General features: G+C 41.0%; 14 protein-coding genes. 9 read left to right on the top strand and 5 right to left on the bottom strand.

Annotation, left to right across the window (positions count from 1 at the left end; all coding sequences use genetic code 11):
* Window positions 1–154 precede the first annotated feature (154 nt).
* From ABF638_RS15975 to ABF638_RS15965, 3 genes are read left to right on the top strand one after another with little or no spacing between them, the layout of a single operon-like run.
* Entirely contained in the window at window positions 155–937 is a 783-nt protein-coding gene (locus ABF638_RS15975; protein WP_435023763.1) for an ABC transporter permease, read from the top strand.
* Window positions 938–943: 6 nt separating this feature from the next.
* Window positions 944–2,257 (top strand): cytochrome P450, encoded by a 1,314-nt coding sequence (locus ABF638_RS15970; protein ID WP_435023760.1) that lies wholly within the window; start codon window positions 944–946, stop codon window positions 2,255–2,257.
* Window positions 2,258–2,265: 8 nt separating this feature from the next.
* The gene (locus ABF638_RS15965) at window positions 2,266–3,060 is read left to right on the top strand and encodes a hypothetical protein (RefSeq protein ID WP_435023759.1); all 795 of its coding nucleotides are present in this window, start codon (window positions 2,266–2,268) and stop codon (window positions 3,058–3,060) included.
* Between the two features lie 39 nt (window positions 3,061–3,099).
* Here the strand turns inward: ABF638_RS15965 and urtE are convergent, their stop codons facing one another.
* The gene (gene urtE, locus ABF638_RS15960) at window positions 3,100–3,798 is read right to left on the bottom strand and encodes an urea ABC transporter ATP-binding subunit UrtE (RefSeq protein WP_435023758.1); all 699 of its coding nucleotides are present in this window, start codon (window positions 3,796–3,798) and stop codon (window positions 3,100–3,102) included.
* Between the two features lie 125 nt (window positions 3,799–3,923).
* On the opposite strand from urtE, the gene ABF638_RS15955 reads away from it, so the two are divergent.
* The 4 genes from ABF638_RS15955 (at window position 3,924) to ABF638_RS15940 (ending at window position 6,236) form a co-directional block, all read left to right on the top strand.
* Window positions 3,924–4,067 carry a hypothetical protein gene (locus ABF638_RS15955; protein ID WP_435023756.1) on the top strand — a complete coding sequence of 48 codons (144 nt, stop codon included), beginning with the start codon at window positions 3,924–3,926 and terminating at the stop codon, window positions 4,065–4,067.
* Window positions 4,068–4,568 carry a DUF1772 domain-containing protein gene (locus ABF638_RS15950; RefSeq protein WP_435023755.1) on the top strand — a complete coding sequence of 167 codons (501 nt, stop codon included), beginning with the start codon at window positions 4,068–4,070 and terminating at the stop codon, window positions 4,566–4,568.
* A gap of 69 nt (window positions 4,569–4,637) precedes the next feature.
* Window positions 4,638–5,261 (top strand): class I SAM-dependent methyltransferase, encoded by a 624-nt coding sequence (locus ABF638_RS15945; RefSeq protein ID WP_435023753.1) that lies wholly within the window; start codon window positions 4,638–4,640, stop codon window positions 5,259–5,261.
* A 360-nt stretch (window positions 5,262–5,621) separates the two neighbouring features.
* Window positions 5,622–6,236: a hypothetical protein gene (locus tag ABF638_RS15940; protein WP_435023751.1), complete on the top strand. Its 615-nt coding sequence runs from the start codon at window positions 5,622–5,624 to the stop codon at window positions 6,234–6,236.
* A gap of 1,211 nt (window positions 6,237–7,447) precedes the next feature.
* Here the strand turns inward: ABF638_RS15940 and ABF638_RS15935 are convergent.
* From ABF638_RS15935 to ABF638_RS15920, 4 genes are all read right to left on the bottom strand, one after another.
* Complete coding sequence (locus tag ABF638_RS15935) at window positions 7,448–7,867, bottom strand: response regulator (protein WP_435023750.1); 420 nt, start codon at window positions 7,865–7,867, stop codon at window positions 7,448–7,450.
* 277 nt (window positions 7,868–8,144) lie between these two features.
* Window positions 8,145–8,522 carry a response regulator gene (locus ABF638_RS15930; RefSeq protein ID WP_435023748.1) on the bottom strand — a complete coding sequence of 126 codons (378 nt, stop codon included), beginning with the start codon at window positions 8,520–8,522 and terminating at the stop codon, window positions 8,145–8,147.
* Between the two features lie 82 nt (window positions 8,523–8,604).
* Window positions 8,605–11,160, bottom strand: a complete 2,556-nt coding sequence (locus ABF638_RS15925) for a PAS domain S-box protein (RefSeq protein ID WP_435023747.1) — start codon at window positions 11,158–11,160, stop codon at window positions 8,605–8,607.
* Complete coding sequence (locus ABF638_RS15920) at window positions 11,157–13,010, bottom strand: response regulator (RefSeq protein ID WP_435023746.1); 1,854 nt, start codon at window positions 13,008–13,010, stop codon at window positions 11,157–11,159. The genes ABF638_RS15925 and ABF638_RS15920 overlap by 4 nt, the downstream gene beginning before the upstream one ends.
* Before the next feature lie 512 nt (window positions 13,011–13,522).
* Here ABF638_RS15920 and ABF638_RS15915 point away from each other — a divergent pair.
* Entirely contained in the window at window positions 13,523–13,780 is a 258-nt protein-coding gene (locus ABF638_RS15915) for a hypothetical protein (protein ID WP_435023745.1), read from the top strand.
* Complete coding sequence (locus tag ABF638_RS15910) at window positions 13,770–14,195, top strand: type II toxin-antitoxin system VapC family toxin (RefSeq protein WP_435023744.1); 426 nt, start codon at window positions 13,770–13,772, stop codon at window positions 14,193–14,195. The genes ABF638_RS15915 and ABF638_RS15910 overlap by 11 nt, the downstream gene beginning before the upstream one ends.
* Window positions 14,196–14,216 lie beyond the last annotated feature (21 nt).

Raw genomic sequence — 14,216 nt, 5'->3', positions numbered from 1 at the left:
TGCATAGAACTTCTTACCTTTCAACAGTAGATCCACAACATCTTAACGTTTAGCAATTTTCCTGAATAAAAAGTAATATTAAATTTACATAAAATTATTGTGTAATTTTGGGAAACGTAGTGACAGATAGCAGGTTTTGAGTTAAAGGTGCAAGATGCAAAGATATTTGAAAGTACTAAGACTATTTTGGAGTGCTGCGATCGCAGCTGAGTTGGAATATCGGATTAATTTTTTCATAGCTACCCTCAGCAGCTTGGGAAATCTTGCGGGTAGCCTCTTTGGATTATTCTTGTTTTACCGCACTGGCTATACTTTTAGTGGCTGGTCATGGGAAGCAGCTTTAGTAGTTCTAGGAATTTTTACCTTACTGCAAGGATTTTCTGCTACTTTTCTGGCGTCGAACTTAAATCGCATTGTCCGCCATGTCCAGGAAGGCACTTTGGATTTTATATTATTAAAACCTATCCGCAGTCAGTTTTGGCTTTCCACCCATACCCTCTCACCTTGGGGACTGCCGGATCTAGTTTTTGGTAGTATTATTATTGGCTACGCAGGTCAACGTCTGGGTGTAGGAATAGACGGCTATTTACTTGGTGTGCTGCCGTTATTGTTCAGCTTCGTGATTTTGTACAGCCTGTGGTTTATGCTGGGAGCGACGAGTATTTGGTTCGTCAAAATATACAACGTTACTGAAGTGTTGCGTGGTTTATTAGAAGCTGGAAGATATCCCATCGCCGCATATCCCACGGCTTACCGCTTTTTCTTCACCTTTGTAATGCCAGTAGCTTTTTTAACTACTGTACCAGCCCAAGCATTGTTGGGTCGGAGTGAAATTAGCTGGTTGATAGGTGCAGTAATATTAGCAGTAGTGCTGTTTTTTGTTTCTACTTGGTTTTGGCGGTTTGCGTTGCGGTTTTATACTAGCGCTTCGAGTTAACGAGATATGAAAAATAATCAAATTCCTCCTGGAAGCTTTGGTATACCTGTATTAGGTGAAACACTCTCCTTTCTTTTCGATCGTGATTTTGCCAAAAAGCGTTATCAACAGTATGGGTCTATCTTCAAAACCCATCTTCTTGGCAGACCAACTGTGGTAATGGCTGGGCCGGAAGCATTAGAGTTCGTTTTGTCAAGCCATATCGAGAATTTTTCTTGGCGGGAAGGATGGCCTAATAATTTCAAGACATTACTGGGTGAATCACTTTTTCTGCAAGATGGAGAGGAACATCGTAGAAACCGCCGCTTGATGATGCCGGCGTTGCATGGCCCAGCATTGGCAAATTATGTCTCAACAATGGAAGATATCACACGTAGTTATCTCCAAAAGTGGGAGAAAAAACAGGAGTTTACTTGGTTTCAAGAGTTTAAGCAGCTAACATTTGATATTGCTAGTCAATTGTTGTTGGGTACGCGTCCTGGCCCCGAATGTGTGCGCTTTAGCCAGTTGTTTGCAGCCATGACAAATGGACTATTTGCGATTAATCCGTTGCCCTTACCATTTACGAAATTTGGTAAAGCTATAGCAGCGCGGAATCAGATTTTAGAGCATCTAACTCAAGTAGTTAGAGAACGTCAGCAAAATCCAACTAAAGACGCTCTGAGTTTATTAGTGCAAGCCCAAGACGAAGAAGGTAACCGGATGAGTGAAAAAGAACTCATCGCCCAGTCGTTACTATTACTCTTCGCAGGACATGAAACAACTACTTCGATGTTGACTTGGTTGTGTGTAGAGTTAGCCCATCATCCAGAAGTACTCGAAAAAGCAAGAGTTGAACAATTGCAACTTGCAAGTCAAGGTGATTTGGATTTAGAACAATTAGGGAAAATGCCCTATTTAGAGCAGGTTTTGTGGGAAGTTGAAAGATTGCATCAACCTGTCGGAGGTGGGTTCCGTGGTGTGATTAAAGACTTTCAGTTCAATGGTTATCACGTGCCTGCTGGTTGGCAGTTATACTACTCAATTGGAGTTACTCACCAAATTGAAGAAATTTATTCTGAGCCAGAACTGTTTGACCCAGACCGTTTTAGTCCTCAACGGCAAGAACACAAAAAATATCCTTTTAGTTTAGTTGCTTTTGGCGGTGGCCCACGCATTTGTATTGGCATAGCTTTTGCCAAAATGGAAATGAAGATTGTTGCTGCTCATCTTCTACGTAGTTATCATTGGGAGATATTACCTAATCAAAGTTTAGAAGTAGTTGCTGTTCCCACTAATCGCCCTAAAGATGGGTTGCGGGTTAGATTTCAACCTCGGTAAAATGTTTTATGGCATCCCAAATAGACATAAACCTGCCTAACGGAGTTTTGCAACGCTTGCAAAATGTGAAAGATTTTGTGGGTGGAAGCGTTAACTCTCTAAGTAACTCAGCACAACAAGTTACGGAGTCTTTGAATACAACAACTGATAAAGCAATTGATACAGTTACAACAAGCTTAGAGCAAACTTGGCAAACTGCTGATAAATTTAAAAGTACAACATCGGGAGCAGTTAAAGATGTAATGGCATCTTCTGTAAGTGATTGGCTGACACAACACCCGATATTTTTTCGGTTAGTTCAAATACTAAGTTGGGCGACTAATCACCCAATTATTAGTATAGTGATTTTTCTATTTGCGATCGCTCTTATTTGGAGCATCATCAAAGCAATTGTCCGCTTGATTGAAACAGCTAGTTGGTCAATACTCCAAGTTCCGTTAAAATTGCTTCAGGCTTTGATTAAAGTTAGCTTTCTATCCTTAACTAAATTTGGCAGTTTTGCTGTTCAACAAATGACAGCGACTAAAACAACCGATAATCTGCCAGCTTTGTTACCTGAAAGCTTTCAACCAAATAAACAACAGCGATTAGCAGAAATTTCTGGTCGCTTAGAAGCAATTCAAAAGGAACAAAATGAGCTTTTACAAGAAGCAGCAGACTTGATTGCTTCTGACACTATTGATATAGACAATACAAAATTTATAATTCCGAATTCAGAACAAAAAAGTGGAGAAATTAAACCAGTTTATACTCCTATAGAGAAGCAAGCTACATCCGCCAGTCACATTCCAATTCAATTCTGAATTCTGAATTCTGACTCCTGACTCCTGAATTCTGTTTTCTTAAACAGCTAAAAAGCGTTGAATCACATCTTGGCTAAGTTCGCTAGTGGAACCGGAGGCTACAATACCACCTTTTTGCATGGCGTAATAGTAATCAGCCTGACGAACAAAGTGCAAATGTTGCTCTACCAATAAAACAGAAATGCCTGTGGTTTCGACGATGCGACGGACTGCGGCTTCAATTTCTAGAATGATGGAGGGTTGAATACCTTCCGTGGGTTCATCTAAGACGAGTAATTGAGGTTCTCCCATTAAAGCACGTGCGATCGCTAATTGTTGTTGCTGTCCACCACTCAAATCGCCACCCATCCGCGAAAGCATAGTTTTTAACACCGGGAATAAGCTAAAAACTTCCTCTGGAATTTCTGCTTTTTTTACTGGTTTGCGTCTAGCTTCCAACCCCAGCAGCAAATTTTCTTTGACTGTCAACCGGGGGATAATTTCTCGTCCTTGGGGGACATAACCAATTCCCAACTTTGCCCTTTGGTCTGGGGATTTTGAGTTGATTAATTCTTCAGCTAAGTTAATAGTACCGCTGCGGGGTTTGAGTAAACCCATAATTGTTTTGAGTAAAGTAGATTTCCCTACGCCATTGCGTCCAATTAGGCAAACCATTTGCCCAGATGGCACGCTTAAATCTACATTGCGGAGAATGTGACTTTCGCCGTAGTAAACGTTGAGGTTAGAGATTTTTAGCACTATAAATTACCTATATATTAAAATTTCACGCAGATACGCAGAGCAATGTTAGCCTCCTGACCGCAACAAACAAGTAAAACCTTCTTGTTCAAAAACATAACTAATTATACTGATGATCTCTGGCTATGATGCTCGGTGAGCAAAGCGATCGCACCATTCAAGTGTATAATAATGAGCAAGAAAAATATTTTTCAGGTAAGAAAGCTAAATCTCCAAAAGTATTAACAAGTAATTTTAACGATTTGTGGATTAGTAAGGTTACGAATTAGATGACAACTGCTGACCACTTACTTTTTGCATTGAAACTTTTCACTGCCTTGGGCTGCGGACTTGTGGCGGGAGTCTTCTTTGCCTTCTCGACTTTTGTAATGAATGCTCTTGCTCGACTTCAGCCAAGAGAAGGCATGTCCGCCATGCAGTCGATTAATATCACAGCGATCAATCCATTCTTTATGATGGCGCTCTTTGGAACGGCTTTGGCTTGCCTCTTTCTGGCGATCGCCTCGCTGTCAAAGTGGCATCAACCTGATGCTGTTTACTTACTAGTTGGTAGCCTACTCTATCTAGTTGGCACTGTTTTGGTGACGATCGCCTTCAATGTGCCGCTGAATGATGCCCTGGCGATCGCCAAACCAGATAGCACTGAGGGTACAGACTTGTGGGCTAGATATCTGATCACCTGGACGCTTTGGAACCATGTTCGGACGATAGCAGCGTTTGGGGCAGCAGCATTGCTGACGAGTGCGCTCTGTAAGCAAACAGTGCAATAGGAATGTTAAATATCACAGTAAAGGTAGGATAATTCTACTCATTAAAATGTAGGCATTTTTTGAGTCAATATGAGTGTTAAATCCGCATACGATAATTGGTCAACCACTTATGATGCTGATGAAAACCTGACGCGCGATCTGGATCAAATCATTACTAAAGAAACCTTAATGGGCTTGAGGTGTAAATCAGTCGTTGAAATTGGCTGTGGCACAGGCAAAAATACGTTGCTGTTATCACAAATTGCCCAAACAGTCTATGCAGTTGATTTTTCACCATCCATGATCGAGAAGGCGAAAGAAAAAGTGAATTCAGTCAACGTGATGTTCATTACCGCAGACATCACGAACCAATGGATTTGCAGCAACGAGTCTGCCGATTTGATCACCTGCAATCTTGTTCTAGAACACATCGAAGATTTGTCATTTATCTTTTCAGAAGCTTACCGTGTACTCCTTCACGGTGGATACTTTTTCATTTGTGAACTTCATCCATTCAGACAGTACCGAGGCACACAAGCTAATTTTCAAAGAAATCAAGAAGTGATTGAAATCCCAGCATTTGTGCATCATCTATCAGATTTTTTTAAGGCAGCGAAAAATCATGGTTTCCGGCTTGAGGATTTCAACGAGTGGTGGCATGAGCAAGACCAAAATAAACCACCCAGGCTTGTATCGTTCTTGTTCAAAAAGTGAAGACAATCTGGGCTACTCGACTTTATCCATTTTTTCGCAACGCGATCGCGATCGTAAAAACCTATATGGGACAATAGTGTTACTTTTTGACATTCGTCGATAATCTGTGACGTGGAAAAAGTATTTGCCAAAAAGCCAGGGTTTTTGCCGGATAAAGAAAACCGAGTTCTTAATTTTGGATAAAGTCGAGCTAAGTGATTCTTTATAGCAGCAGGTAAAATCTTATGCTCAGTTAGCAATTGAACATCTGAATACGGGGTGAAATAAGTCACGTAATTACTCAGTAAGCTAACGAATGATAAAGTGTAAGAATTCAGCACCTAGAAGTCAGAAGTCGTATTAAAAGGATTTAACAGAACTATGCCAATTAAAAAACCCATTAATCTTAATCAAGGAAGTTTCCTTAATCCCGCAGATAAAAAGATAGTTGTCATTTTAGATAGTGAAGATATTTTAACTTTAATCACGCAAGAATTAAAAACTCGTTATTCCCCAGAAACTCAAAAAATCCTACTTGAGCAAAGTTCCCAGTTGTTGCCTGATTTCGTGCTTCAAGAATTATTAAAGCGCCAAGAAGAGGTAGTAAACGTTAACCCAGATACCTTAATAGTGGTTAACTGTCAGCTAGCAGAGATAGAGGTCGATGACTTGGGATTTGATTTAAATGTCGAAGCATATTTTGTAATTGCAGATACAACAGGTCAAAATCAGTTTCGGGCTAATAAGATAGTCCTTTGGTCGAATATATGGGGTGATGAAGAACGTCTTGTTGAATTAGAAGATGAACTAGGTGAGCAATTCTGGACACATTATCAAATCCAGTTGCTTTTTGATGAAAAAGAGCATCCAACAATTGAACTGGAAGTATCACAAACAGATGATTATCCAGCGAGGTTAGAATTTTATCCATCACTGAAAATGTTTTCACCATCCATAGTTCCCTTTTCCACTTTAACCGAAAAGTATTGGGAGTAGGATGCATATTACAAGGGCATGGAGCATGGGGAAGAAGCTACCAATGCCCTACCTAAGCAACCTCGACCACCCACTCTTGGGATGGAGTTTCACGCCGCTTTGAATGAACATCGTCATTAGTCCTTTGTCCTCTCTCTGTAAACACAAATGACTAATGACGATGGATAACCTAATGAGTTAATTTGCGAGTTAAATGGGTAATATAAAAACAGCGATTTTGAGATTTCAAAATGAGTAAATTGCCTGTTTAACTAATGATGGGCTTTTTCTCGTCAAATTTAAACTACTCCTGTTCCTTTCTGAACTTAGGTTAGGCATCTCTTGCCAGCAGTGGCGGCAGAACCAGTAGGTTTCTTGTGAGCGAATGTGACGGAGCATTTGGTTTGAACAGCAAGGGCAGTTTGTCATAAAATTGTTGTTTTATTAAAAAAGTTAAACACAAATAAGTAGTTTGCTCTTGGCTTTACTACCAACAGTTTTAATTTATAAATAGAAAATAAAGAACTAATAAAGAAATGAAAGTAGTTAACAACTTTTAAAAAATCTCAACAGGCGCTTAATTTCCTGAGGCGTAGCCCATCGCAGGCATCGCTCACTCCCTAAGACAGTCTATAGGAATCCGTTTTGATTTCTGAACTGATTTGCGTAGGCAGGGAATAGGCAATAGGCAACAGTCAAGAAGGCTTCTTAGTTGTACTGAGTTTTTTCAGAAATCAAATATGAGTCCTATATTTATAAAAATGTTGGCTGAAAACCCGGAAATGAAAACCCAAAAAGTTTTTAGGTTTTAATGTCTTTCAAGTTGATCATCAAAGTCTTATGGGGGATAAATCCCCCACTGACTTATGGTGTTATCGTATTTTTTAGAACTTACGCATTGACAGAGATAGTCAACTGTGAATTAACGTGAGTTCGACAAGTCTATATTTGACCTCTCCCCCAGCCCCTCTCCGACGCCCAGAGGGGAGCAAAAAGCGGAATTTTTCTTGCTCCTCGCTTTCCGTTTCGGAGAGGGAGAGGTTCATCGAACTCACGTTGAATTATACCAATTCTCCAAAAGATACCTACGGATAATGACGCTCTTAAACGCAGACCGGAGATTGATCTGTTGCGAGATTATAGAGAATTGGTATTAGATGTAATATTTAGACGTAGAAATCACTGTGGCAATTCCAGTATTCAAGGTGACGTTCTGCTGCACACGTTTTTGTTTAATCCATTAGTGAAGTAAAATCCCAACCCAGCAGTTGAGCAACTTGAGCAGGGAGGGTAACTGGATTAAAGGGTTTGAGGATTACACCTGCAACTTGATACTGTTGCAAAATTTGCGAATCGAGCCATCGCGCTTTAGCACTGAGCAGAACTACAGGAATAGCTTGAGTTTCTGGATTATTTCTTAGTTTACTCATAAACTCAAAACTAGCCATGTCACGGATTGAAATATCTAATACAATCGCATCAGGACTATGGCGTACTGCATTCTGCAATCCTTCTAATGGAGAATCTGCTGTCACCACATCCCAACCAGCTAAATCTTGGAGGCAAAATTTTACTATCTCACGTACATTCAGTTCATCGTCAATGAGCAATATCGTTTTGCCTGTTATATTTACCTCCCCTAGCATATTCATGTCATTTCATAGACTTTTCCAGTGAGATAAATTATTTTTATCTGCAAACAAAAAATATATATTACAAAAATAAAAAACTAATAAAGATATAAAATTTGTTACAAATCTTAAAAAATAGAATTTAGGAGTCAGGAGCCAGAATGGGCTAAACCTTAGCTATCCGCTAACAGAATTGAATTCTGCGCGATCGCTGCATGAATAAATGGGTTTAAGTCCCTACTCATTGATTCTGACGCCTTCGCTCCTGAATTCTGACTTCTGAATTCTTCTTCAAGAATTAATTGTCCCACCCCAGAATCTCAGTAACTTCGTTGCAAATAGAGGTGGGTTCAAAGGGTTTGGTAATAATCCCGGCAATTCCCATCTGGGCGAAACGGGCGCGATCGCTCCCTTGGACTTTCGCTGTTAACAAAATCACTGGAATCCCTTGGGTTGTAGAATTTGCCTGAAGTTTTTCGTATACTGCAAAGCCGTCAATGTCAGGCATAGAGACATCAAGTAGAATGGCATCAATGGGTTCTGTCTGGGCGATTTTTAGTCCTTCTGCTCCTGATGCAGCAGTCAGAGTGTCCCATCCTCCCAAGTCTTCTAAACAAGCTTGTACTAATTCGCGGATTCGTTCTTCATCATCCACAATTAATAATTTTTTAGTCATTTGTCATTTGTCATTTGTCATTTGTCATTTGTCATTTGTCATTTGTCATTTGTTTTTCCTCCCCTGCCCCCCTGCTCCCTGCCTAATTTATCGGCAATGGCAGAGTGAAGAAAAACGTGCTGCCAACACTAAGAGTACTCTCAGCCCAGATTTGCCCACCGTGCTGATCAATAATACTACGACAGATTGCTAATCCCAAGCCTGTGCCGCCTTTGGTGCGAGAATCAGATGCATCTACTTGCTGAAATCTTCCAAAGATTGCTTCTAATTTGTCTGCGGGGATACCTCGTCCTTGATCCGCGATCTGGAAGAGTACGCGGTCTGTTTGCTGTTGGACACTCAGGGTAATAGTAGAATCAGCAGGCGAGAATTTAATTGCATTACCTAACAAATTGGTGAGCGTTTGCACAATGGCATCAGCAGCCGCCCAAACTTGAGCATTGCTAGGGTGGATCTTAAAAGTAATATTTTGCTGATTGGCGATCGCTTGCACACCCGCTACTGCTTGTTGAATTAAATCAGCTGCATTGCAGGTGGCTTTTTCTAGGACAGCGCGATCCGATTCTAAGCGTTCCAAATCGAGAATATCGTTAACTAGACGCACTAAGCGATCGCTATCAATGGCTGCAATCTCAATCATCCGCTTGAATTTGTCTGGTTTTTTGTCGTAGATACCAGTTTGGAGTAAGCCCAGTGCGGCGCGAATTGCAGTTAAGGGAGTGCGGAGTTCGTGACTAACGATGCCAATAAACTCACTCTTCATCAGGTTAATCTGCTCTAGTTCAGTAATATCTTCGGCAATCCCAGCAATCCGAACTACCTCGCCTAATTCATTTTTGATCCCAAATGCGCGATCGCGAATCCAACGGATTGAACCATCAGGGCGGATAATCCGATATTTTTTATCGTATTGCCCTGGTTTAAGCTGTTCAATGACTTCAGTTTCGACGCGCTGGCGATCTTCTGGGTGAATTGCATCTAACCAATTTGAATAGTTGTGATACAAGTCCTCACAATTTCTTTGCCAGATGGTTTGGTATGCGTTGCTCACATATAGAACTTGTTGACTTTGATTATCGGTCATCCAAAATACTGCTTGGATGTTTTCTGCCAGCTGACGAAACTTTTCTTCGCTCTCGCGTAAAGCTTCTTGAATGCCTTTGCGCTCAGTGATATCTTGGTGAACTGCAACCAGAACGTCGCCATAGTCGGGATGTCTGAATACAGAAGTCGTCACACTACACCAAAATGGTGTACCATCTTTTTTAAGATTCTGGACTTCGTAGTTGGCTTCAGTCTTTTGTAAGACGGCAGACAAAGTGGCTTGATTTACATCTTCAGTATTTACCGATTTGGTGACACTGCTCACAATCGAAACGTGCTGACCGTTGAGTTCATTAGAGTCATAGCCAAACATCTGCTCAAATTTAGGATTGGCATAGACAATGACTCCATTATCAATTCTCACTAAGCAAATGCCTTCCCCCATATTTCGGGTGATTACAGCCTGAAGCTCTAGCATTTGCGCCTGTTCTAAAAGTGTGAGTTGGGTTTGTTGCTGCTCTATCACTGTTTTTTGCAGGCGATCGTTCGTCTCTGTCAGTTGTGAAGTGCGTTCTTGCACCCGTTGTTCAAGTTCGGCATTTAGTTGTTGTAGATCAATTTCTGCCTGTTTGCGCTCCGTTAGTTCTATCTGTAACTGTTTAAACAAATCTGCTTGCTGGATAGCAATGCTTACTTGCGCTCCTAACTGCCGCAACAGAGTAATTTCTGAAGATTGCCACTCACGAGGAGCCGCACATTGATGAGCTGCCATTAATCCCCACAATTCATCTCCCAAAGAAATGGGAACGACGAGATTTGCCCTCACCTGAAGACTTTCCAAAAATTGAACGTGACAGGGACTAATTCCGGCAGTATAAATATCAGTTTTCGCAGTGACTAAGCCTTGTTTAAAGGGTTCGACGTTCTCTTCACCAATGCAAGGATCATGAATCTGGAGTGGTAAAAGAGCCATCCATTCCGGTGCAACAGACTCAATAACAATCGTTCCACCCCAACCTGGATAAAATTGGAAGATAGTGACGCGATCGCACTCCAGAAAATGCCGCACTTCATCGACAGTGGTTTGCAAGATATCTTGTAAATTCAGCGATCGCCGGATACGCTGGCTCATCTCCATCACTAAACGCTGTTGTTCAAATTGCTGTTGCAGCGTTTCTTGTGCTTGTTTGCGATCGTCAAGAGTCATCCGCAATTGCTCGGCATTTTCCTGAGACAATTGTTGGTTGAGTTGTTGAATTTTCTGTCTACTGTACTGAAGATTGCCAGTGACCAGGTTAATTATCAAGGCAACTAGTAGGAAAAGTCCTAGCCGCAATACATCTTCTGATTGATTAATCCTCAGTTGATATTGAGGGGAAATCAAGAAATAATCAATTGCCAGTGTGGAAAGGACAACTGTAACAACTCCTGGTCGAAAGCCACCATACCAAGTACTGGCGATGATAGCTATGTAGAAAAATGCACCAATAGTTCGAGAAATAAGCGGTTCTAGCCAGAGTGATAGGAAGGTGGCGATCGCAGTTGAGCCAATAGCAACAACGTAGTTCAATAATCGCGGATAATTTCTGATCATGCTTTACTTCTTCCTGCCTGAGAGCGCCAACGCGTTCTTTGAATGCGGCTCAGTACCCGTGTCACAAGTTCTGGCCCTAGCACTGGCTTGCTGATAAAATCATCGGCTCCGGCAGCAAAAGCTTGCTGAAGAAATTCTGCTTCAGTATGGGCTGTAACTACTAAAACAGGCAAATCTCCCCACTGGGCATCCTGGCGCACGACCTGGCACAACTCTAAGCCATTAACTATTGGCATTTCTAAATCTAGTACTACCAAATCTGGAGATGTTGCAATCAGCACCTTCCAAAATTGTTGTGATTGAGAGAGAGTTGTTACTTCCAGCCCCCAAGGAGTTAGTAACGCCGATAATCCAGCCAGTATTACAGGGTCATCATCTACGATTAAAACTTTGGCTTCGGAAGTTTTCGGTTGAGGTAAGACACGAGCGATCGCCTGAAAAATCTGCTCGGTTGTCGCCGGTTTATGCAAAAATTGTCTAGCTCCTAAACGGGATACTTTCAGTCGATCTACCAGGGTATCTCTTCCTGTAAAAACAATCACTGGGATATTTGGCGATCGCTGTACTATCTCGCTCAACAATACTAATCCATCTTCCTCTGTTCCAGGAAAACTCAAATCCAGTAAAACTACGTCAGGTGTTTTTAAGGAAAAAAGCGATCGGGCTGTTGCTAAATTTGGTGCAACCTTCATTCTGATTCCCCATGAGTCAGCTTCTGCCTGCAACTGCTCCGTCAGCATCGCATCATCATCGATGACTAACAGACGATAAGTTTGGTTCATCGGGATGCTTTGAGCAGTGGAAGTAACAGCAGGCTTGGTTAACTCTTGCTGTAATGCCGTTACCAGTTGCGAGAAATCAGAGATTTTATCTGGAGATAGCGAGGAATATTGAAGCAGTAAATGCTCTATTTTCCGTGCTAGCCGGGAACCCTCTGGATAACCAAATGACCCCATCGAACCTGCTAGCTTATGGGCTTCATGCAATGCCTGCTGATGTAAATCTTCATTAAAATTCCCGGCTAAAAGTGCAGTTTTTGCCCGATCTAGGACTACAACCTGTCCGGCAAAGGAATTACGAAATCGCTCCAGCACCCGATTTACAGAAGTCATATCTTTGGGGCCGGTTTTTTTCTTTCCATCTGGATTTGTTTCCATAACAGAGATGGAGTGATTAGGTGCAGGCTTGATGCGATAGCCCATACCATATACCGTTTCTAGAAATTCTTCTGCTAGCCCTACTGTTTTCAGTTTCTTTCGCAAGTCTTTAATATGAGTCGTAACTGCACTTTCAGTCGGTGCATCTCCAAATCCCCAGAGCCGATCTAGAATGACTGCACGACTAAAGATCCGATCTGGGTTTTGCAAAAACAATTCCAGCAGTTTGTATTCTGTGGCAGTGAGGGGAATTTCCTGCTCATTACAAGTTACTCTGCCGGCACTTGGATCTAAACAGAGATTTCCCCAGGTTAACGTGGATGATGAGATTGCCTCATTGCGTCGTAATAAAGAGCGAATTCTGGCTAGTAATGCTTCTGGGTTGAATGGCTTAATGACGTAATCATCTGCTCCGGCATCTAACCCAGCAACAATGTCTGCATTAGAATTTTTCCCGGTTAGCAACAGAATAGATTTACGGTAGCCTTGCGATCGCAGTTGTCGGCATAAGCTAATGCCATCCAGTTTTGGAATTAACCAGTCAAGCAAAATCAACTCATATTCAGTCGATAGTGCTAGTTCTAATCCAGCTTGTCCATTGCTTGCGATATCGATAGTATAACGATTTGCACTCAACAACTCGAAGAGTGCTGTACTCAGTAATACGTCATCCTCAACCAACAAAATTTTCATAAGTTGCATCCAAAGAAGATGCTTATGACACCTCCGCGATCGCAGCGCACACTATCTGCGTGGTCAAACTCCTGTGTAATTTTAATATATCGTTACAAACATTACAACAAGTTAATTATTTTTTTTGCAGTCTGATATTTTTTTTTACAAATCTTGATAAAAAGCATTCATATAAGATATGCTCTTTATGATTAAAAATCCCTAACTCGTTAACCTACGCCCCGACAGCTTCCTTCGCGGCGTACAAAACTTTAGCGTTGATTTCTTTGAAACTGCGATCGCAATTAAATTTATTAGTGATGCACTAGAGTTATATTCTGTTAACTGAAATTATTACTGAATAGCACGTACAAACTTATAATTCACATCTTACAAATAGTTGTGATTGTTCTCAAGCTAGACAAAGGCAGGCTTTATTCCACTTGTTATTTTGGCATATAATGAGATTATTAACATCTGATTGAAATACTCATTTGGAATGTTATTTTTCTCATTCGTAACTAGTGAATAAAATGGCTAAAACATTAACAATACAGTTGTCAGACGACTTAGAAAGTAAATTAACTGCTCAGGCGCAAAAACTGAATCTATCTTTAGAAGATTTAATTTTGCAATCGTTATCTCAATCAGCTAAACAGGAAAATATCTCAGAATTCGATCCAATTTTACCTTTACTAGGTACATTGAAATTTGATAATTTTGATGTAGGAGAAAACCACGATCAATATCTCCAGCAAACTTTGCAGCAGGAGTTAAAAATTGACGAATAAAGTCTTTATAGATACATCTGGGTGGGCTAATTTATTTATTGCAACTGAGTCCTACCATGAACAAGCAAAGCAGTGCTTTCAACATAAACGTCAGCAAAATCAAGCAATGGTAACAACTAATTATGTTGTTATTGAACTAGTGGCTTTGCTGAATAGCCCTTTACGCGTACCTCGTCCCCAATTATTTAAATACGTAGAAGCTGTCAGAACTGCTCCTTATATCAACTTGATTTATATTGAACCAACAATAGATTCAGCAGCTTGGGAGCTACTCAAAACTAGAGAAGATAAAGCTTGGTCTTTGGTGGATAGCACTTCTTTTATAGTCATGCAACAGCTTGGCATTAAAGAGGCATTAACCACAGATCACCACTTTGAACAAGCTGGCTTTCTCCGTCTGCTGAAGTCAGAATAAGTAATAATAAAAGGCATTCAT

Source organism: Nostoc sp. CALU 1950 (assembly GCF_051172895.1).
GTDB lineage: Bacteria > Cyanobacteriota > Cyanobacteriia > Cyanobacteriales > Nostocaceae > Nostoc > Nostoc edaphicum_A.
Note: the sequence above shows the minus strand (reverse complement) of the source record. Positions and strands in the feature narration are given on the sequence as shown.

What these genes read in the sequence shown, in the direction of transcription:
- ABF638_RS15950 (WP_435023755.1), top strand. Translation starts at nt 4,068, where the DNA reads ATGACAACTGCTGACCACTTACTTTTTGCATTGAAACTTTTCACTGCC.
- ABF638_RS15940 (WP_435023751.1), top strand. Translation starts at nt 5,622, where the DNA reads ATGCCAATTAAAAAACCCATTAATCTTAATCAAGGAAGTTTCCTTAAT.
- ABF638_RS15965 (WP_435023759.1), top strand. Translation starts at nt 2,266, where the DNA reads ATGGCATCCCAAATAGACATAAACCTGCCTAACGGAGTTTTGCAACGC.
- ABF638_RS15975 (WP_435023763.1), top strand. Translation starts at nt 155, where the DNA reads ATGCAAAGATATTTGAAAGTACTAAGACTATTTTGGAGTGCTGCGATC.
- ABF638_RS15920 (WP_435023746.1), bottom strand. Translation starts at nt 13,010, where the DNA reads ATGAAAATTTTGTTGGTTGAGGATGACGTATTACTGAGTACAGCACTC.
- ABF638_RS15915 (WP_435023745.1), top strand. Translation starts at nt 13,523, where the DNA reads ATGGCTAAAACATTAACAATACAGTTGTCAGACGACTTAGAAAGTAAA.
- ABF638_RS15970 (WP_435023760.1), top strand. Translation starts at nt 944, where the DNA reads ATGAAAAATAATCAAATTCCTCCTGGAAGCTTTGGTATACCTGTATTA.
- ABF638_RS15955 (WP_435023756.1), top strand. Translation starts at nt 3,924, where the DNA reads ATGATGCTCGGTGAGCAAAGCGATCGCACCATTCAAGTGTATAATAAT.
- ABF638_RS15930 (WP_435023748.1), bottom strand. Translation starts at nt 8,522, where the DNA reads ATGACTAAAAAATTATTAATTGTGGATGATGAAGAACGAATCCGCGAA.
- ABF638_RS15925 (WP_435023747.1), bottom strand. Translation starts at nt 11,160, where the DNA reads ATGATCAGAAATTATCCGCGATTATTGAACTACGTTGTTGCTATTGGC.
- ABF638_RS15945 (WP_435023753.1), top strand. Translation starts at nt 4,638, where the DNA reads ATGAGTGTTAAATCCGCATACGATAATTGGTCAACCACTTATGATGCT.
- ABF638_RS15935 (WP_435023750.1), bottom strand. Translation starts at nt 7,867, where the DNA reads ATGAATATGCTAGGGGAGGTAAATATAACAGGCAAAACGATATTGCTC.